Origin of the sequence: Clostridium sp. LS, assembly GCF_002760435.1 — a bacterium.
Taxonomy (GTDB): domain Bacteria; phylum Bacillota; class Clostridia; order Clostridiales; family Clostridiaceae; genus Clostridium.
On sequence record NZ_AUUU01000016.1, the window covers coordinates 1 to 20,485 of the forward strand.

The window sequence follows — 20,485 nt, forward strand, 5'->3', positions numbered from 1 at the left end:
GTAGATATGTATGAGGATACAAAATTTAAAATAATAGATTTAAAGCCTGAAAGAGACCTTATTCATTACATATGGACTAGACTTGTAGCATTGGCTGGGAAGGTTAATTTAGCAGGAGATTTATATATGTCAAAAACCATTCCATACACAATAGAAACTTTGGCAGTAGAATTTAATAGAAGCATTGAACAAGTAAAATTAGCTATGGATGTGTTTATGGAATTGGAAATGGTTGAGGTTGATAAAAGCAACGTTTATAGAGTGAAAAATTTTGCTAAACATCAGAACATTAAGGTTAAAGAAAATTCTAAATCTGGGGAAAAGGACTCTGATATTAAGAATGAAGAAGTTAATGCAGCAGCAGAAGTCAAAAATGAAATTTATATAGAGTCTAATGAGAAATGTGCAATTGAAACAGACAATGTTAAAAGTAATACTAGTGATAGTTTAGATATTCAGAATAAAGATGTTATTAAAATTGATAAAAGTATTAGTGACAATAAGCTAAACATTAATTTACGGGACAATGTTCCCGCACCGATACCTTTAGAAAAGAAGAAAAACAAAAAAGTAACCCCAAATAAGAAAAAAGGTGTTCACATAAAAGTAACTGATGAAGAGCCAGAAGATAATTCCCTTATACATTTTTATGATTCTGAAGAAGGAAAGCCATTGGAGGAAGGGGAAAGTGTGGTTTCAGAGTGGGCTTTTTAATATTTAAAATAGAATTATTAACTAGTATAATAAATAATTTATAAAAAGAGTTGACATATAAATAATAAAATGGTAAATTATAAAAAATGTATAATACAATTAACTAAGTGTTATTTGAAATTAAAATCGTATTTAAATAAATAAAAATTATATAGTGGTAAATTGTTGAGAAGGAGATAAAACTATATGCGCGCTCACAGAGAGTCGACGGTGCTGAAAAGTCGATAGAAAGCGGTATAGTAAAAGTAGCCTTTGAGAGTGTGGGTGAAAGGAATTTTAAAAGTAACTTCATTGTGTAAAGATTTAAAGACATGCAGTGAAGAGGCATAAAGTTCTTAGTAATTTGCAACGTTAGGATTACGTTACAAATCCGGAATGTGTTTGCATTCTTAAAAGAGTTGGATGTATTTTTCATCAATTAAGGCACATGAAAAAAATAACAAGTCCAAAATGTCATGATTATTTTTCATCAGGCAAGGAAGTAGATTGCTCTCATAGCGAGCCTATTAGGGCAATCTGCTGACGCAGCATGATGGAAAATAGGCTTGGCAGATGCATTTGTTATTTTTTGATTGTGCCTAAGGTGGTACCGCAGGAATATAGAATCCTGTCCTTTGCAATTAATCAAAGGATGGGATTTTTTTATTTCTAAATTTATTATATATAAAGATTAGAAAAAGGAGAGAAAAATTATGAAGTTTAACTATGCAGAAAGAATGTCTAACTTAAAGGCGTCAGAAATCAGAGAAATATTAAAGGTTACACAAAGGCCAGAAATAATATCTTTTGCAGGAGGACTTCCAGCACCAGAGTTATTTCCAGTTGAAGCGATAAAGGAAATTAATAGAATTGTTCTTGAAGAAGATGGGCAAAATGTACTTCAATATACAACAACAGAAGGATACGATCCGTTAAGAGAATGGTGTGCTGATAGAATGAATAAAAGACTTGGAACAAATTTTCAATATGAAAATATATTGATTACTCATGGATCACAACAAGCGTTAGATCTTTCAGGAAAAGTATTTTTAGATAAAGGGGATGTTGTTTTATGTGAAAGCCCCACATATCTTGCTGCAATCAGCGCATTTAAATCATATGAATGTAGTTTTATAGAAGTTCCCACTGATGATAATGGGATGATTTCAAGTGAATTAGAAAATATATTAAAGACAGTAAGAAATATAAAATTGATTTATGCTATTCCAGAATTTCAGAATCCAACAGGAAGAACATGGAGCATAGAGAGAAGAAAAGCTCTTGCGGAACTTGCAGCAAAATACAATGTAATAGTTATTGAAGATAATCCTTATGGAGAATTAAGATTTGAAGGAGAAACCTTACCATCAATAAAATCTTTTGATAAGAGCGGGCATGTATTGTGTCTAGGGACTTTTTCTAAAATATTTTGCCCAGGTTATAGAATTGGATGGATTGCAGGTGAAAAAGAGTTAATACAAAAATATGTACTAGTAAAGCAATGCACTGATCTTCAATGTAATACAATTGCTCAAAGAGACATAGCAAAATATCTTGAACTTTATGATATTGATAAGCATATAGAGAAAATCCGTGAAGTTTATAGAGAAAGACGAAACTTAGCAATAGAGACTATGGAAAAGGATTTTCCAAAGGGAGTAAGTTTCACTAGGCCACATGGAGGATTATTTATGTGGGTTGAACTTCCGAAGGAAATGAATGCGAGAGATTTACTTGAAAAATGTCTTGAAAGAAATGTTGCTTTTGTTCCAGGTGGATCATTCTTTCCAAATGGAGGACATGAAAACACTTTTAGAATTAATTTTTCAAATATGCCTAATAATAGGATAGTTGAAGGAATAAAATGTATTGCGGAAGTTTTAAAGGAGTATTTTTAGTGAGGGAGCTTTTTAGCAATATTATATAACTTTTGTTATAATGGATAATATGGAAAGTTAATTTAAAAAGCAGGGAGATGGTTCCAAATGATAAAACTTATTGCATCCGATATGGATGGGACATTGCTAAACGACAAACATAAAATTGATAAAGAAACTGTAGTTGCTATAAGAAAAGCTGAAGAAGCTGGAATTGTTTTTGCAATTTCAACTGGAAGAGAATATGATACAGTTAAACCTCTTTTAGAGGAAAACAATATAAGGTGTCAATGTGTACTTATGAATGGTGCAGAATATAGAGATGAAGATGGAAATATATTAGAGGAAATAAATATAGAATTAAAAACTGCAACTAAAATTATAGATATACTTCATAAAGAAAAAGTATCTGCAAGAATATTCACTAATAAAGGCATATATACAACTGATACAAAGGAAGAAGCCTTAAAAGAAATGATATTTAGAACCCTATCTTTTAATCCTGAGCTGACTCACGAAGAGGCTACTGAAATTGCTAAGAAACAGCCATATTTTACTCAACTTAATTATATATCAAATTTAGATGAATTTTTAAGTAGCAATATAGAAATTAGAAAATTTGTAGCTTTTCATAGCGACATTGATTTAATAAGTAAAATGAAAAAGATTGTAGGTGAACTAAGTGGAATTGCTGTTTCATCTTCATTTAGAGATAACATTGAAGTTACTCATATAACTGCACAAAAGGGCATTATACTTGCAAAGGTAGCAGAAAAAATGGGATTTAAAAGAGAGGAAGTTCTAGTATTAGGAGATAGCTTTAATGATTATTCTATGTTCACAGAATTTTCAGAAACAGTAGCTATGGGAAATGCTATTCCAGAAATAAAGGAAATAGCAAAATATATAACTGATACTAATGATAATTTAGGAGTAGCAAAAGCGATTTACAAAGTTTTAGAAGAGCAGAAATAACCATAATTACTCAGTCTTTTCCTTCATAAATATTAGTAAGTAAAGCAAAATAGAATATTCCTTATCGGATATATTTGCCTAGCTAGTATTTCTATTTTTACAATAATTAATCTTTGTAGTAAAAGGTTTATGTGATATTAACCTGTAGTTAAAAGTGCCTTCTAGATTTAAGAAAATGCTTTTAACTACAGTTTAAGATAAGATTTTAGGATTAAACTTTTTTAAATTTATATTTAGACATTTCGCTTTCAACAAGTTGGGTTTGGGACACCAATTCTTCAGTAGATGCTGCTAACTCTTCCGCTGTTGCTGAATTTGTTTGGACAACTTGGGATATTTGATCAACTCCAGCAGTCATTTCAGTTATTGCTTCAGTTTGATTTTCAGAGGCTATAGTTATCTGCCTCACCAATTCAGCTGTATCATCTACATTTTTAACTATTGTGTCTAAAGATGCAGAAGTTTCTTCAGCTAGTTTTTCACCACTAGCTATTAATGATAAGGAACTTTCGATTATTTTAGTTGTATTATTTACCGCCTTAGAAGATTGTTCGGCAAGCTGTCTTACTTCCTCTGCGACAACTGCAAAACCTTTTCCAGCTTCGCCAGCTCTAGCAGCTTCTATAGCAGCATTTAAGGCCAATAAATTTGTTTGTTCAGCAATTTCCTCTATTGTACTAATAATTTCTGAAATTTGTTTTGAAGATACGCTTATTTGTTTCATAGATTTCATTAGTTCTTGCATTTTACTATTTCCATTTTCAACAATCAATTTAGTATTCTTTGAAAAATCATTAGCTTTTTCAGCGTTTACTGTATTTCTCTTTACTTGGTCAAGTATTTCAGTAAAATTACCGAAAAGTTCTTCGACTGCTTCAGCTTGGTCAGCGGAACCCTCAGAAAGTACTTGTGTAGTTAAAGATATTTGTTCTGAGCCATTAGAAATTGAGGAAATTGATTCGTTCATATTATAAAATATAGAGTTTAATGAATATATTATATTTTTTATTGATTTCTCAATAGGAGCAAAATCCCCAATATATTCAATGGATGTATCAAAGTTTACATCAAGAATACCCCTTGATAGTTTTTCCAAGGTATTTGTTATGTTAGATATATAAGAAACCAGCATTTCTATAGAGTTAGTCAAATCATTAGACATTTCTCCCATTTCATCATCTGAATTGTATGAAGTATCTATCTTGAGATTTCCTGAAGCTATATTCTTAGCTATATCCTTAACATGATTAATGCCTTCAAGTAAGACATCACTTAATGCTCTAATTAAGAAAAGTGATATACCAGTTAAAATAATAATAATAGTAATAATAAATACTAATGATATATTTTTATAGGTATTTGAACTAATAACAAAAGATTTAGCATTTTCTTGAGATGCTTTAAAAAGCTTAAGTATAAAATCTTCAGATTCTTTAATTTGTGAAGAATAAGTGTCTTGACTTACTTTCATTACAGATTGATTAGTTTTTGACTTTAATAACTCGCTTAATTTGGCCCTTTTATCCTCTGAGTTCTTTACGCTTGATAAAAATTCATTTAATAATGCAGGATCACCTTTATAAATTTCTTTTAAGATTTCTATATTTTTAGTAAGATTTGCAGATTCTGTATCAGCTTGTTCTAGGTAAAAATTTTTTAATCCCAAGTCGGTTTCAGAAATTGACTTAAACATGTCCAATTTCATTATCTGAAAATTCATTCTAATATTAGAAATCGTTTCGGAAACTTGATATGGTCCATCATATAACGAATTTGTTCGTGATGAAATGAAGAATATAATACAAATTGTAATTGCCATAAGAAAAAAAGTAAGTCCTAAAATTGAAGCGAATGTTATTTTCAATTTTGTACGAATGGAATAGTTTCTAATAACCTTTGTTATTTTATTATACATATAGTTTTCTCCTTTAATAAAAATACTACTAATCGATAAGGTTGTTAAGTCATATATAGTATTAAACGTTTTCTTGACTTGAGTTATTATAGTGATTTCAAAATATGTATAAATTAACAATTAATGCTTTTTATTAGATACCAAATTTACTTTAAAAAATGCTCTAAAGTAAATTTGGTGTTTATTTTTGCTTGCTAATCACAATATTTAGTACATTAAAGTTATGATTTTCTTTTAATTGTATAAGTGTTATAAAATAGAAAATTTGTAGATTGTTTTGTGCTTATATTCTTCACCTGCTCTAAGTATTGGTGATTCAAATTTATCGCAGTTTATAGAATTAGGGAAATATTGAGTTTCAAGGCAGAAGCCATTTCTAATATTATAAGTAGCAGAGTCTTTACCAGCATCTGATCCATCAAGAAAGTTTCCGCTATAAAATTGTATACCAGGAGTAGTTGTATATACATCCATTACTATGCCTGAATTTTCATCTACTGCTTGGGCAGCTTTTATTTCAAGTGAACCATTAGCATTTAATACCCAGTTATGATCGTATCCTTTTCCAAAGGTAATTTGCTCATAATCACTCTCTATATTTTTACCAATTGGAGTTAATGTTTTAAAGTCCATAGGTGTACCAGATACTTCTTTTATTTCTCCTGTTGGAATAGAGTATTGATCGTTTACTGTAAATTTATCTGCATTTATCATTAATTTTTGATTAAGAACGTCTCCTGAAGAATGTCCAGAAAGATTAAAGTAAGCATGGTTTGTAAGATTTACAACTGTATCTTTATCAGAAGCTGCACTATAATTTATTTCAATTGCATTATCTTCAGTAAGAACATATGTAACCTTAACATTGAGATTACCTGGATATCCTTCTTCACCATCTTTACTATAATAAGAAAGCATTAATTCATTTGCTGAATTATTAGATATTTCTGCTTCCCATACTACTTTATCAAAACCTTTTATTCCACCATGAAGGTGATTTTCACCATCGTTTTGAGCTAAAGTGTACTCTTGCCCATTAAGAGTGAATTTTCCATATTGTATTCTGTTTCCAAAGCGGCCTATTAGCGCTCCGAAGAATTTATTACCGTTTAAATAACCTTCTAAATTATCGTATCCGAGCATTACATCGATTAATTTACCATCTTTACTTGGAATTAATGATGAAACGATTATTCCTCCATAATTAGTTATATCAACGGTCATTCCATTTTCATTTTTTAAAGTATAAATATAAACTTCTTTGCCGTCAGACATTGTTCCAAAAAGCCTTTTTTCTATTGCCATGTCATGCACCTCCAAATTTAATTAAACAATCATCGTTATTTAGTATACATTTACATAGAGTTAATATTATTTCCATGTATGCACAAGTATATTATAATACAATAAGGTTGTACATACAATTATTTTAGAAAATAATTCCGAAATATATTGAAATAATATAAATATGTAACTAATATAGTATTATTAGTAAGATGGCAAATTAAAGCAGGAAGCAATATCAGTAGGTGATAAGAAATAAGAAAAGTGGAGGGTTTTATGTGGAAGTTAGTTATTGCTGATGATGAACCTAAAATTAGAAGAGGAATATTAAGTATTTTAGATTGGGAACAATTAAATATTGATGTAATAGGGGAGGCTGAGGATGGTGAGATTGCATTAGAAATAATAGAGAATAATAAGCCTGATATTATTTTACTAGATATAAATATGCCATTTTTGAATGGGCTAAATCTTTTGCAAAAGTTAAAGGATATTAATAGTAAGAGCATTGTAATAATAATAAGTGGCTATGATGATTTTTCCTATGCTCAGAAAGCATTGCAATTTAATGTCTTTGATTATATTTTAAAGCCGGTAAACAAAAAAGATTTGGAAGAAATAATATTGAAAGCAATTAATAAACTTAATGAAATAGAAAAAGAAAACAATTACTTGGAATGGGTAAAAGAACAACTATCGGAAAATAAAGATATGCTCCAAAAGACATTTTTTAGTGAATGGTTTAATAATAAACTAACAGATGAACAAGTTTTAAAAGAAATAAAATTTTTCAATATTGAATTTGGAAATAATGTAGGCATTATAGTTGTAAAAATTGTCAAGAAACTAAACATTGAAATTATTGAAAAGAAATGGAGTACAGAATTGTTAGAATTTGCAATAGCAAATCTACTTAAAGATAGATTTAAGGACTTAGAACAAAAATTCATTTTTAATGATGATAGGACAAATATAATAATGGTATGCAGAATAAATGATATGTCTGAATGGATTACCGCAAGTAATCGTATAGAAGCAGAAATATCTAAGTACTTGAAGTGTAATGTAATAATTGAACAAGCTAGTGTCTGTAATGGAGTATTAAGAATAAAAAATGAGTATGCTAAGATAATCAATAGATTAAATGAAAAGAAGAAATACAGTTCAATGGTACTATCAACGATTAAATATATAGAAGACAATTATTACTCTAATGATTTAAATATAAATTATATATCAGAAATACTAGAAGTTACTTCCTCATACTTGAGCAAAATATTAAAAAAAGAAACAGGCTTATCTTTTATTGATTATTTAACTAATACAAGAATTAAAAAAGCAATGTATATAATGGAAGATTCAACAATTAAGATTTATGATGTTGCTGAATTAGTTGGATATAGTAATCAACATTATTTTTGTAGAGCTTTTAAAAAAGTGGTTGGTGTATCACCAACAGATTATAAGAGGAGAAAATAAAATGAAAAATAAAAAAAGATTTTATTATTTATCTACAATTATAATTTTTATAGTAATATCAGTAATTTATTTGATTTATTCATATAAGTCAAGCTCTGAAAAAAAAGATATATTTATAATTGGAATGTCTCAAGCTAATTTGCATGAACCTTGGAGAATATCCATGAATAAAGAAATTCAGGAAGAAGCTAAGAAGCATAGTAATATAAAAATAATATTTAAAGATGCAGGTGGAGATATAGAAAAGCAGAAAAAGGACATAGAGGATTTAATTAATTTTGGTGCGGATTTACTGATTGTATCTATCAATGATTCAAAAGAATTAACGGAAACAGTGCGAAAGGTGTATAAATCTATTCCGGTTATAATGTTAGATAGAGCGGTTGATGGATACGATTACACTTTATATATAGGTGCTGATGCAAAATCTATTGGAATTCAAGCGGGAGAATTAGTAGGAGAATTGTCTAATAATGATAAAGTTAATGTTATTGAAGTTCAAGGAATAATGGACTCAAGTACGGATAAGGAAATAACTAGTGGGTTTAAGGAGGCGATTAGTAAATATAAAAATATTTCAATAGATAGAACTATTGTTGGTGATTGGAAAGAAAATGAAGCTCAAGATAAACTAGAGGAAATATTGAAGGATGATAAAAGTGTAAATATAATTTTTGCTCATAGTGATTTTATGGCACTTGGAGCATATTACGCGACTGTAAACACTAATTCAAAGGGCATAAAAATAATTGGAGTAGATGGACTTGAAGGACCTCAAGGCGGTATAGAATTAGTTAAGAACGGTATATTGCAAGGAACATTTACATGTAAGACAGGAGGAAAAGAAGCTGTAGAATATGCCTTAAAAATATTAAATAAAGATGATGATATTCCTAAAAAAATATTATTAGAGTGCAATAGAATTGTTAAAGATACTTTGATTAACTAAATTATAAAACTATTAGAATTCGTAAAAGTATACAAAAGTGCTGATTAATGCAAATACATTTGATATTTCTAAATATATAATTAATTTATGAAAACGAAATCAAAAAATAGGGGGAGTAAAATTATGAAGTTAAAAAAGATGATTGCATTAATGGCAAGTACGGTTTTATGTATTGGCATGCTTGCAGGATGTGGAGGTTCAGGATCAGGAAGTGGTGATACGTCACAAACCTCTGCTGCAAAGTCAGGTAAAAAAGTAATTGGATTTGCACAAGTTGGCGCAGAAAGTGGATGGAGAACAGCAGAAACAGATTCAATCAAATCAATTCCAAGTTTAGATTCTAACTTTGATTTAAAATTTTCAGATGGTCAACAAAAACAAGAGAATCAAATAAAAGCAATAAGATCATTCATTGCACAAAAAGTAGATTTAATTGCCTTAGATCCAGTAGTTGAAACAGGATGGGATACGGTTCTTAAAGAAGCTAAGGATGCTAAGATTCCAGTAGTAATAGTCGATAGAAAAGTAACAGTTTCAGATGATTCACTTTATAAGGCATTCCTAGGATCAGATATGGTTGCTGAAGGTAAGAAGGCAGCTCAAATTTTAATAGACCAATTTGGTAAAGATGCACAGCTTAATATTGCAGAATTACAAGGGACAGTTGGATCAACTGCAATGGTTGGAAGACAACAAGGATTCAATGAAGCAATAAAAGATTGTCCTAATTATAAAATAATAAAATCACAAACTGGTGACTTTACTCGTGCAAAAGGTAAGGAAGTTATGGAAGCTTTCTTAAAATCAGATGGGGATAAGATAAATGTATTATGGTCTCATAACGATGATATGGCAATGGGAGCTATTCAAGCTATAGAAGAATATGGTAAGAAGCCAGGAAAAGATATATTTATAGTATCAGTCGATGGTATTAAAGATTACTTTCAAGCAATGGCTGATGGTAAGGCTAATGCAACAGTTGAATGTAATCCATTACTTGGACCACAATTATTAGAAGTTGCTAAAAACGTATTAGATGGAAAACAAGTTGAAAGAGTTATAAACTCAAAAGAAAGCCAATTCTTACAAAAGGATGCAGCAGCAGAATTACCAAATAGAAAGTACTAGGATTAATATACATAAGAGCTGGATTTTGATCCATGCTCTTATGTTAAAAAGATGGTAGTACGTACATGTTTGGATTCGTGTAAAAACAAGAGGAGTGATGAAAATGGGTGATTCTAATATAGTATTAGAAATGAAAAATATAACTAAAGTTTTTCCAGGTGTTAGAGCACTTTCAAATGTTGATTTTACCCTTAGAAAGGGTGAGATTCATACCCTGATGGGAGAAAATGGAGCCGGTAAATCCACATTAATTAAGGTACTTACAGGTGTTTATAAAATAGATGAAGGTAAAATAATATTAAGTGGGGAAGAAATTAAAATTACATCTACACTAGAAGCTCAAAATCATGGTATCAGTACAGTATACCAAGAAGTAAATTTATGTCCAAACTTAACTGTTGCAGAAAATATATATATTGGACGAGAACCTAAAAAAAATGGCAGCATTGACTGGAAAAAGATGAATGCCGATGCAGAAAAGTTATTAGAAGAAAGATTAAATTTAAAAGTGAATGTAAAAAAATTACTAAACAACTACTCGGTAGCAGTACAGCAAATGGTAGCAATTGCACGTGCTGTAGATATTTCGAAAGGGATATTAATTCTTGATGAACCAACATCAAGTCTAGACGATAGTGAAGTAAAGCAATTATTTAAAATTATGAAAAAGTTTAGAGAAGAAGGAATGTCTATAATATTCGTTACTCACTTTTTGGACCAAGTATATGAAGTTTCAGACAAACTTACAGTACTTAGAAATGGTGAATTAGTAGGAACGTATGATGCAGATAAATTATCTAGAATTGAGTTAGTTTCTAAGATGATAGGAAAAGATTACGGAGAAATACAAAGAAGTACAAGGATTAAAAAAGATATTTCAGTTATAAAGAGAGAAAACTTAATTAAGACAACTGATTTTGGCAGGGCTGGAACAATTAATCCATTTAATATAGAAATTAAAAAAGGAGAAGTTCTTGGTCTTGCTGGATTACTTGGGTCTGGTAGAAGTGAATGTGCAAGAGTTATATTTGGAATTGATAAAGCGACCAATGGAAATATAAATATAAATGGAAAAACATACTCATATATTTATCCTCAAAAAGCAATTGAAGAAGGGTTTGGATTCTGCCCTGAAGATAGAAAAGTTGAAGGAATAGTCGGGGATTTAACAATAAGAGAGAACATAGTATTGGCTTTACAAGCAAATAAAGGGATATTTAAATATATACCAATGAAAAAACAACAAGAGATTTCACAAAAATATATAGACTTATTAAAAATAAAAACACCAAGCATGGAGCAAAAAATTAGTAATTTAAGTGGTGGAAATCAGCAAAAAGTAATACTCGCAAGGTGGCTTGCAACAGAACCTCAGTTGCTAATTCTAGATGAACCAACAAGGGGAATAGATATTGGAGCAAAAGGTGAAATAACAGAGTTGATTTTAGAATTAGCTAAGCAGGGAATGACTATATTATTTATTTCATCTGAACTTCCAGAAGTAGTTAAGTGTTGCGATAGGGTAATAGTACTTAGGGATAGAAATATTATTGGAGAGTTAGCAGGAGATGAGATAGAGGAATCTAATATTATGAAGACTATAGCGGGAGGTGCTAGATAATATGGGATATAAGAATGCAATAAATATTTTTCAGAAGATTTATAGCGCAAAAATATTTTGGCCATTGACCAGTTTAATACTATTGCTTTTATTCAATTTTATAATGACACCAGGTTTCCTTAGTATAAGTATGAAAGATGGACATTTATTTGGTAATACAATCGATATTTTAAATCGTGCGGCACCGTTAATCCTCATTTCCTTGGGTATGACAATCGTAATAGCCACTCAAGGCATTGATATTTCAGTAGGATCTATAATCGCTATAAGTGCAGCTCTTTCAGCAACTGTTATAGTTGATGGCGGATCTGTTCCATTAGCTATAGCAGTAGGGATAATTAGCGGATTGTTATGCGGAATATGGAACGGCTTCTTAGTTTCATATATAGGTGTACAACCAATGGTTGGAACATTAATTCTTTATATAGTTGGTAGAGGAATTGCACAGCTTATAACAGGAGGGCAAATATTAACTTTTACTAATAAAGATTTCATTTTTATAGGAACTGGCTATATATTTCTCCCAGTAGCTATATATATTGCACTTATAATGGCACTTATTATGTATTTGTTAATTAGAAGAACTGCATTTGGATTATTTATTGAATCAATTGGTGTTAATAATAATTCTAGTAGATTTGCAGGAATCCAATCGAAGAAGGTTGTATTTTCACTTTACGTTATATGCGGAGTACTTGCAGGAATAGCAGGAATAATTTTATGTTCGAATATTAAAAGTGCTGATGCTAATAATGTAGGGCTATGGTTGGAACTTGATGCAATACTCGCAACTGTTATTGGAGGAACTTCAATGTCTGGCGGTAGATTTTATCTTTCAGGAACTGTTGTGGGTGCATTATTTATACAAACATTAACAACAACAATTTATAGTTTAGGTGTTCCACCTGAAATTATATTAGTGGTAAAAGCTATAGTTGTTATAGTTGTATGTATAATTCAATCTCCTGAACTTGGAAAAATGATTAAGATTAAGAAAACAACAAAGGTTGATGTGAAAGAAAAAGAGGTGGTTAGAGCATGAATAAATCAATAGGAAAAAAGAACTTACTTAAAATTAATAAAGATTATATTGCAATTTATGCTACAATCGCATTATTTATTGGACTATTTCTAATTGGTTCAATTCTATATAGAGGTTTTCTATCAGGGCAAGTATTTACTAACTTATTTATTGATAATGCTTATTTAATAGTTATAGCAATTGGTGAAGCGGTAACAATATTAACAGGTGGAATAGATTTGTCAGTGGGATCTATGATAGCTTTTGTAAGTATGATTGCTGCAAGTTTATTGCAAAAAGGAGTAAATCCGTATTTAGTAATCTTGATAGTACTTATAGTAGGAATTATTTTTGGAACAGTACAAGGGTTTTTAATTCAAAAGTTTAAGTTACATCCATGGATAGTAACCCTTGCAGGAATGTTCTTTGCAAGAGGTGCAAGTTATATTATAAGTATAGATACAATCATAATTGATAATCCAGTCTTTTGTGGCATTTCATCATATAGAATAGGAATATTGCCAGGAGCATTTATATCGATTAATGTAGTTGTTAGTTTATTAGTTGTAGCTGGAGCGTTTTATATGCTGAAGTTCACAAAGTTTGGAAGAACAGTATATGCAATAGGTGGGAATGAAAATTCTGCTAAGTTAATGGGACTGCCTGTAGAAAGAACAAAAATACTTGTATACACATTTTCAGGATTTTGTTCATCTTTAGGTGGATTATTATTTACAATATACACACTTTCAGGATATGGGCTTCATTGTAATGGAACTGAAATGGATGCTATAGCAGCCTGTGTAATCGGTGGTATATTATTAACTGGTGGTTATGGAAATATCATAGGACCCTTATTTGGTGTACTTACAACAGGTATTATTCAAAGCCTTATAATGTTTGATGGAACATTAAACTCTTGGTGGACCAAAATAGCTGTTGGTATGTTGTTATTTTTGTTTATTGTACTTCAAAGGATTATTGTTATTAGAGATGAAAAGCGTAAAAACACCTATGCATAGATAAAAGTTATATGAATAGTATATCCTCCGCATATCAATTAAGTAGATATTTATACTTTTAAGCTAATGTCTTACAAGAAAATAAAAGAATTTTTACACTTTTTCTTTTATTTATTATTTTGAGTTAATATAGTTATGAACATTTGCATCAGTATTTTAAAAATAAAGAGCAAATGTTCATTTCTTTTTAAAATTTATGTGGTATAAGTGAGGATTCTATCTAATTGATTATTTTACTATAATTTTGTAATATGGTTTTATTGATTACATATTTAGTTGATAGTAAAATTAGTATATAGGTATAATTTATGAGCAGAAATATAAGCTATGTAACGCAGTGGAGGTACTAGATTGGGTAATATAAAGATTTATTTTATGAATAAAAGCATTGGTTATAAGCTTATATTGTATTTTTTTGGAGTAATATTAGTTGTAACTACTACAATAACGACTATAGGAAATTTACTATATAAAGATTCAATAAATTTTTCACAAAATGAAAATACTAATCAAATAATAAAGCAAATAAATAGCAATATAGAATCCTATGTTAGCAATACTGAAAATATTATAAATTACATGGCTGGTGATCCTAGAATATTGCAATTTTTAAATGATAACAAATTAGAAAATAATGATATGGAAGATGAAGCCTATAAGTCAATTTATAGCTTTATAAAATTTAACCCTGAAATAGCAGGAATAATGGTAGTAAACAATAATGGTGGTTATATTAGTGACGTTATGAATAAGGTATCAAGAGATTCCCTAACACAAGAGGAGTGGTACACCAAGGCATATAATAAACCAGAAATTATACATCTATTCACAAAACCTGTGGGAAGAAATATTGATAATATTTTTAGCTATTCAGCAGATGAGGTTTTTTCAATGTCTAAAGCAGTTATTGATCAATCAACTGGAAAGATAAAAGGCGTAATTCTTATAGATATAAAGTTAGATGCCATCAAAAATATTATCGAAAATTCAAAGCCAGGGACAGCAGGATTTATTTATATTATGGATAGTAATAAGGATATTGTATACACTCCAGTTAATAATATAGTTTATAGAATTAAAAACGAGTGGATTGAAGATATTAATAATGAAATAATTATAAAAAATATCAATGGAGAAAATTATCAATTAACAAAGATTGATTCTAAATATACAGGTTGGGCAACCATAGGAGTATTTCCAGAAAGTGAAAGTCTTAGAATAATTAAAAACATAAAATACTATTCCCTTATAGTTGCAATTATAGCACTTATTATTGCTCAGATTTTAGTGATAATCTTTACTAGATCTATTGTAAATCCAATACAAAAATTAAAAAAACTTATGAAAAAAGCTCAAGAAGGGGATTTAACAGTTTCTTTTAATGCTAAGTATAATGATGAAATAGGAGAACTTGGAAGTTCTTTTAATACAATGGTTAAAGAGATAAACAAACTTATAAATTTAGTACAAATTGAAGAAAAGAAAAAAAGAATAGCTGAAATGAATGTATTGCAAGCTCAAATTAAACCTCATTTTATGTATAATACATTAGATACTATAAGATGGATGGCCGAAGAACATAATGCGGAAGATATTGTTGAAATAATTGAGGCATTCACTAATTTGCTTAGAATAAGTTTAAGCAAGGGGAAAGAAATAATAAGTGTGAAAGAAGAATTGAGTCATGTACAAAGTTATTTAATTATTCAAAAGATAAGATATGAGGACAAGCTAGAGTATGAAATTAAGTTTGAAGACAGTATACTTAATTATAAATTAATCAAACTAATTTTACAGCCATTGGTTGAAAATGCAATTTACCATGGAATAAAAGAAAAACGAGGTAATGGAAAAATTATAATTAACGGCAAAATTGAAGAAAATTTACTGTATTTTACTGTAGTTGATAACGGAAAAGGTATGGATGAACAAACTCTAAATAAAATAAATAATATGCTTACAAATAATTCTGGAAATAAAAACGATATAGGATATGGAATTTTTAATGTAAATGAAAGAATAAAGCTTATTTACGGTGAGGAGTATGGACTAACCTACAAGAGTATTTATGGAGAAGGAACGATTGTAGAACTTAGGCATCCAATAGTTATATAAGCTTGATTTTTAAACACAAAAAGATAAAGCCTGGGGAGCAGACTTTATCTTTTTATTATTTCAATTAATGAGGGGGTTGATAAGTATTGGTATTGATGGAGGATACTATTTTTAGAAATGTAACGATTTATATATTCTAAAATAATAACCAATACTTATCTTTATATCAATATAATAAGATTATAAACTTTAATAATTATTATTTCCAAGCAACGCTAGAAAATTTTAATTCGTTTTTGAATGTTGATAGTTTAGTATCATTATTGATTACTACACATTCGATTCCAACCATATCAGCCCAATCTAATAATTGTTCTTCGTCAACATAGAATGAGAAACTAGTATGATGAGCACCGCCAGCCATAATCCATGCTTTAGCACCTTCTTTTAATGATGGTTGTGGTTTCCAAAGAACGCTAGCTACTGGTAGGTTAGGCATGTCCTCAGTTACTTCAACACAGTCAACGCTATTAACTATTAAACGGAACCTATTACCCATATCTATTAATGAAGCAGCAACAGCAGGACCAGAAGCACCTTTAAATACTAAACGAGCCGGATCTTCTTTATCTCCAATTCCAAGTGGATGCACTTCAATAACTGGCTTAGTTGCAGCAAGTGTTGGGCAAATTTCAAGCATATGTGCTCCAAGAATTAGTCCATTTTCTGAATCCATATTATAAGTGTAATCTTCCATTAAACCTGTACCTTTTCCATCAGCCATGATTTTCATAGCTCTAACAAGTGCAGCAGTTTTCCAGTCTCCTTCAGCACCAAATCCATAACCTTCAGCCATTAAATGTTGAGCAGCAAGACCTGGAAGTTGTTTCATTCCATGGAGTGCTTGGAAGTTAGTTGTGAAAGCTGTATACCCTTTTGCATCTAAGAAAGTTCTTAGACCAATTTCAATTTTAGCTTGTTCACGGATAGAATCTACAGGAGCTTTAGGATCTATATCATATAATTTAGAGTATTCAGCCATAAGTTCATCGATTTGACCTTCAGTAACTTTGTCCATTGATTTAACTAAGTCACCAACTCCATAGTAATCAACTGTCCAGCCAAATTTAATTTGAGCTTCAATTCTATCACCATCAGTAACAGCAACATCTCTCATGTTATCTCCAAAACGGGCAACCTTAATGCTGTGTCCTTCAGTAAATGCAACAGCAGGAGCCATCCATTTAGCTATGTCAGCAGTAACAGAAGCATCTGTCCAGTGGCCAACTACTATTTTACGAGCTATATCAAGTCTAGCTCCAATATATCCAAATTCCCTATCTCCATGAGCTGCTTGGTTTAAGTTCATGAAGTCCATATCAATTGTTCCCCAAGGGATTTCTTTGTTAAATTGAGTATGAAGATGAAGTAATGGCTTTCTAAGTTCAGTTAAACCATGAATCCACATTTTAGCTGGTGAGAATGTATGCATCCAAGTAATTATACCAGCACAGTTTTCGTCATTATTAGCATCATTGCATACTTTTCTGATTGAAGGAGAATCAGTAGCAACTGTTTTAAAAACTATTTTATAAGGCAGATTTTTTGTATTTAATCCTTCAACGATTATCTTTGAGTTATCAGATACTTGATCTATTACTTCAGGACCATATAGAGGCTGACTTCCTGTAACAAACCAAAATTCATAATTTTTTACTTTTAACATTTAACATTCCTCCTAATATATAAATAAAAATACTTGTCCGATTTAGTATACCTTTTCATAGGTACAAACAAGTTTTGTTGTATGTACAAGCTTATTATAGTATAATAATGTTGTACATACAAGATGTAAATAAAAAAAAACAAAAAAAATTAACAATATTAATTTTGCAGATAAATATTATTATGGAATAAATTAGATGAATACAGGCCTGCAGTAAAATTTATCTTTATGATTGGGGTAAAAATTAGTAAAGCGCATTATTCGTGTTACGTTTGGAAGTTTAAACAAATTTAGAAAAAACTATTGATATATATAAGGAATAGATATATAATCAAATCATCAAGTGCGTACAACTTTCTGAAATTTTATTAAAGAAATTAATTTGTATTTTAAGAAGTTGTTGCATAGTTATTTGATGAAAGTAGTTGAAAAAGATGAAAGAAGCTGAAACAAAGCATGAGCTAATTGAAAATTATTATATCAGCCTAATAGAAGAAAATAAGGTTTCAGCAGGTGACCAATTACCTTCTGAAAATGAAATAGCCAACTTATTCAATGTAAGTAGGCATACAGTAAGACAAGCTCTTACTTATTTAGTGCAAGAGGGCTGGATATATAAAGAAAGAGGAAAAGGAAGCTTTTACTCTAATAAAAAAAGTAATGAAGCTAAAAAAAATGTTGCTGTTCTTACAACCTATATATCCGATTATATTTTTCCTAAAATTATATCAGGTATAGAGGAAGAATTAAGACGCAAGGGATATAATTTGTTATTATTTAACAGTAATAACGACATTCAAAACGAAAGAAGATGTTTTGAGAATATCATAAACCAAGACATAGCAGGACTAATAGTTGAACCTGCGCAAAGTACAATAAATAACCTACATCATGACAGCATTAAGAAACTAGAAAAAAACAATATAAAATATATTGCAATAAATGCTAATTGTGATGAAGAAAACTCTGCATACATTGTAGTGGATGATGAGCAAGGTGGGTACAAGCTTACGAGTTATTTATTAGAACTTGGGCATAGAAATATAGCTGCATTGTTTAAAGCAGATGACTTACAAGGGGAAAAAAGAAGAAGAGGTTACATAAAGGCTCTTAAAGAGTACGATTTGAGTTTTAACAAAGGTATAGTGGGGGAATACATAACTGATAATCAAGAAATGTATATAGATCAGTTTACAAAGAAGATTTTAAATCTTGAAGAAAGACCAACTGCAATTGTTTGTTATAATGATAAAGTTGCTTTAAGGGTTATAGATAATTGTAGAAGAGAAAATGTTAAAATCCCTAAAGATTTATCAATAGTAAGTTTTGATGATTCTAGTTTAGCAGTTTCATCAGACGTTAAGCTTACAACAATAAAGCATCCGAAAGAAGACATGGGAATAAGAGCAGCTAAATGTATTATAGATATGATTGAGGGAAGAATAGACAAACCTCAATATACGTATAATGCTGAAATGATAGTTAGAGATTCTTGTTCTAGAATTTGAATCAGTTAACAGTTAAGAGTTAACAATTCACAGTTAAAGATGAAAAGCCCAAGGGCTTTTCTAAAATAAGAATAAACTTTTAATTAATCAAAGTGGCATAGCCACCTTGATTAATTAAAAATATAATATAAAGGTCTGTATCTCTAAGTATACTTGTACGTACATAAGTGCGACATGAATAATAAATTTAATAATAAATAGTAACAGTTATCAAAAAGAGAGTAACAAAAAACTCTTAACTCTTAATTTTTAACTGTTAATTGAATCAAAGGGGTGTTCAAATGTTAGAGAAATTAAAGGAAAAAGTTTATGAAGCTAATATGGAACTTCAAAGAAAAGGTCTTGTAATCTATACTTGGGGGAATGTTAGCGAAATCGATAGAGAAACTGGGTTGGTAGTAATAAAACCAAGTGGCGTTGATTATGACACTATGAAAGCAGAAGATATGGTAGTTGTAGATTTAGATGGAAATGTCGTAGAAGGAAAATATAAGCCTTCAACTGATACTCCAACACATTTAGTTATGTATAGAACTTATCCTAATGTTGGTGGTGTTGTTCATACACATTCAGAGTGGGCAACAACTTTTGCTCAAGCAGGGATGTCTATAACAGCTTTTGGAACAACACATGCAGATTATTTTTACGGGGATATTCCTTGCACTCGTGATTTAACAGATGAAGAAATTAGTGGAGAGTATGAAAAAGAAACAGGAAATGTAATAGTAGAAACAATTGGAGACAGAGACCCACTTGAAGTTCCAGCTATAGTGGTAAAAAATCATGGTCCATTTGCCTGGGGAAAAGACGCTAATTCAGCAGTTTACAATGCAGTTGTGTTGGATAAGGTTGCTGAAATGGCATATAAGACAATGACATTAAACAAAGATGTAAAGGGTGTCAAACAACATCTTTTAGATAAACATTATCTTAGAAAACATGGTGCTAATGCATACTATGGTCAATAAGATACAAAAGTATAAACCTATATTTTAGGAGAATTTCATAATTACCATTGGAACTCCTATTTTGAAATTCTCCCTAAGAGAAAATCTAAAGCGAATGCCCTAGAGTAATATTTCTTAATACTTGATTATTGTTTTTTTCTATGGGTATTTTATATTTTGTCTATTAAGCTTTCACACTGGGAGGTCTATGACAATAATAAATATATTAAAGAGGAGATGTTAAGGAAATGAGATTTTTTTTAGACACAGCAAACGTAGAACACA

15 protein-coding genes are annotated in these 20,485 nt (G+C 30.0%); 12 read left to right on the forward strand and 3 right to left on the reverse strand.

The window, feature by feature from the left end; translation table 11 throughout:
• From COL3_RS04470 to COL3_RS04480, 3 genes are all read left to right on the forward strand, one after another.
• Positions 1 to 714 (forward strand): phage replisome organizer N-terminal domain-containing protein (locus tag COL3_RS04470; RefSeq protein WP_099716563.1); only part of this gene is annotated, 714 nt, incomplete at its 5' end.
• 692 nt (positions 715 to 1,406) lie between these two features.
• Positions 1,407 to 2,591 carry a PLP-dependent aminotransferase family protein gene (locus tag COL3_RS04475; RefSeq protein ID WP_008421954.1) on the forward strand — a complete coding sequence of 395 codons (1,185 nt, stop codon included), beginning with the start codon at positions 1,407 to 1,409 and terminating at the stop codon, positions 2,589 to 2,591.
• 87 nt (positions 2,592 to 2,678) lie between these two features.
• Entirely contained in the window at positions 2,679 to 3,545 is an 867-nt protein-coding gene (locus COL3_RS04480; RefSeq protein WP_008421956.1) for a Cof-type HAD-IIB family hydrolase, read from the forward strand.
• 211 nt (positions 3,546 to 3,756) lie between these two features.
• Here the strand turns inward: COL3_RS04480 and COL3_RS04485 are convergent, their stop codons facing one another.
• Together COL3_RS04485 and COL3_RS04490 are read right to left on the reverse strand one after the other, a co-directional pair.
• Positions 3,757 to 5,460, reverse strand: coding sequence for a methyl-accepting chemotaxis protein (locus tag COL3_RS04485; protein ID WP_008421959.1), 1,704 nt, complete (start codon positions 5,458 to 5,460; stop codon positions 3,757 to 3,759).
• 249 nt (positions 5,461 to 5,709) lie between these two features.
• Complete coding sequence (locus tag COL3_RS04490) at positions 5,710 to 6,765, reverse strand: aldose epimerase family protein (RefSeq protein ID WP_008421962.1); 1,056 nt, start codon at positions 6,763 to 6,765, stop codon at positions 5,710 to 5,712.
• 255 nt (positions 6,766 to 7,020) lie between these two features.
• Here COL3_RS04490 and COL3_RS04495 point away from each other — a divergent pair, with 255 nt between their 5' ends.
• From COL3_RS04495 to COL3_RS04525, 7 genes are all read left to right on the forward strand, one after another.
• The gene (locus tag COL3_RS04495) at positions 7,021 to 8,223 is read left to right on the forward strand and encodes a response regulator (RefSeq protein ID WP_008421965.1); all 1,203 of its coding nucleotides are present in this window, start codon (positions 7,021 to 7,023) and stop codon (positions 8,221 to 8,223) included.
• Position 8,224: 1 nt separating this feature from the next.
• Positions 8,225 to 9,172 (forward strand): substrate-binding domain-containing protein, encoded by a 948-nt coding sequence (locus tag COL3_RS04500; RefSeq protein ID WP_008421967.1) that lies wholly within the window; start codon positions 8,225 to 8,227, stop codon positions 9,170 to 9,172.
• Positions 9,173 to 9,295: 123 nt separating this feature from the next.
• The gene (locus COL3_RS04505) at positions 9,296 to 10,300 is read left to right on the forward strand and encodes an ABC transporter substrate-binding protein (protein ID WP_008421969.1); all 1,005 of its coding nucleotides are present in this window, start codon (positions 9,296 to 9,298) and stop codon (positions 10,298 to 10,300) included.
• Positions 10,301 to 10,403: 103 nt separating this feature from the next.
• Positions 10,404 to 11,921, forward strand: a complete 1,518-nt coding sequence (locus COL3_RS04510) for a sugar ABC transporter ATP-binding protein (protein ID WP_008421971.1) — start codon at positions 10,404 to 10,406, stop codon at positions 11,919 to 11,921.
• 1 nt (position 11,922) lies between these two features.
• A complete protein-coding gene (locus tag COL3_RS04515; RefSeq protein ID WP_008421972.1) occupies positions 11,923 to 12,963 on the forward strand; it encodes an ABC transporter permease in 1,041 nt (346 codons plus the stop codon).
• Complete coding sequence (gene yjfF / locus COL3_RS04520; protein ID WP_008421974.1) at positions 12,960 to 13,964, forward strand: galactofuranose ABC transporter, permease protein YjfF; 1,005 nt, start codon at positions 12,960 to 12,962, stop codon at positions 13,962 to 13,964. The genes COL3_RS04515 and yjfF overlap by 4 nt, the downstream gene beginning before the upstream one ends.
• A 351-nt stretch (positions 13,965 to 14,315) precedes the next feature.
• Positions 14,316 to 16,079 (forward strand): sensor histidine kinase, encoded by a 1,764-nt coding sequence (locus tag COL3_RS04525; RefSeq protein ID WP_008421976.1) that lies wholly within the window; start codon positions 14,316 to 14,318, stop codon positions 16,077 to 16,079.
• A gap of 199 nt (positions 16,080 to 16,278) precedes the next feature.
• On the opposite strand, the gene araA is transcribed toward COL3_RS04525, so the two are convergent.
• Positions 16,279 to 17,745, reverse strand: coding sequence for an L-arabinose isomerase (araA, locus tag COL3_RS04530; protein ID WP_008421978.1), 1,467 nt, complete (start codon positions 17,743 to 17,745; stop codon positions 16,279 to 16,281).
• Positions 17,746 to 18,179: 434 nt separating this feature from the next.
• On the opposite strand from araA, the gene COL3_RS04535 reads away from it, so the two are divergent.
• Together COL3_RS04535 and COL3_RS04540 are read left to right on the forward strand one after the other, a co-directional pair.
• Positions 18,180 to 19,253 carry a GntR family transcriptional regulator gene (locus tag COL3_RS04535; protein WP_008421981.1) on the forward strand — a complete coding sequence of 358 codons (1,074 nt, stop codon included), beginning with the start codon at positions 18,180 to 18,182 and terminating at the stop codon, positions 19,251 to 19,253.
• A gap of 281 nt (positions 19,254 to 19,534) precedes the next feature.
• Complete coding sequence (locus tag COL3_RS04540) at positions 19,535 to 20,221, forward strand: L-ribulose-5-phosphate 4-epimerase (RefSeq protein WP_008421983.1); 687 nt, start codon at positions 19,535 to 19,537, stop codon at positions 20,219 to 20,221.
• Positions 20,222 to 20,485 lie beyond the last annotated feature (264 nt).

Excerpts from the sequence above, each read along its gene's own strand:
- yjfF (WP_008421974.1), top strand. The coding sequence starts at position 12,960 with ATGAATAAATCAATAGGAAAAAAGAACTTACTTAAAATTAATAAAGAT.
- COL3_RS04475 (WP_008421954.1), top strand. The coding sequence starts at position 1,407 with ATGAAGTTTAACTATGCAGAAAGAATGTCTAACTTAAAGGCGTCAGAA.
- COL3_RS04495 (WP_008421965.1), top strand. The coding sequence starts at position 7,021 with ATGTGGAAGTTAGTTATTGCTGATGATGAACCTAAAATTAGAAGAGGA.
- COL3_RS04535 (WP_008421981.1), top strand. The coding sequence starts at position 18,180 with ATGAAAGAAGCTGAAACAAAGCATGAGCTAATTGAAAATTATTATATC.
- COL3_RS04515 (WP_008421972.1), top strand. The coding sequence starts at position 11,923 with ATGGGATATAAGAATGCAATAAATATTTTTCAGAAGATTTATAGCGCA.
- COL3_RS04510 (WP_008421971.1), top strand. The coding sequence starts at position 10,404 with ATGGGTGATTCTAATATAGTATTAGAAATGAAAAATATAACTAAAGTT.
- araA (WP_008421978.1), bottom strand. The coding sequence starts at position 17,745 with ATGTTAAAAGTAAAAAATTATGAATTTTGGTTTGTTACAGGAAGTCAG.
- COL3_RS04485 (WP_008421959.1), bottom strand. The coding sequence starts at position 5,460 with ATGTATAATAAAATAACAAAGGTTATTAGAAACTATTCCATTCGTACA.
- COL3_RS04505 (WP_008421969.1), top strand. The coding sequence starts at position 9,296 with ATGAAGTTAAAAAAGATGATTGCATTAATGGCAAGTACGGTTTTATGT.
- COL3_RS04490 (WP_008421962.1), bottom strand. The coding sequence starts at position 6,765 with ATGGCAATAGAAAAAAGGCTTTTTGGAACAATGTCTGACGGCAAAGAA.
- COL3_RS04500 (WP_008421967.1), top strand. The coding sequence starts at position 8,225 with ATGAAAAATAAAAAAAGATTTTATTATTTATCTACAATTATAATTTTT.
- COL3_RS04480 (WP_008421956.1), top strand. The coding sequence starts at position 2,679 with ATGATAAAACTTATTGCATCCGATATGGATGGGACATTGCTAAACGAC.
- COL3_RS04540 (WP_008421983.1), top strand. The coding sequence starts at position 19,535 with ATGTTAGAGAAATTAAAGGAAAAAGTTTATGAAGCTAATATGGAACTT.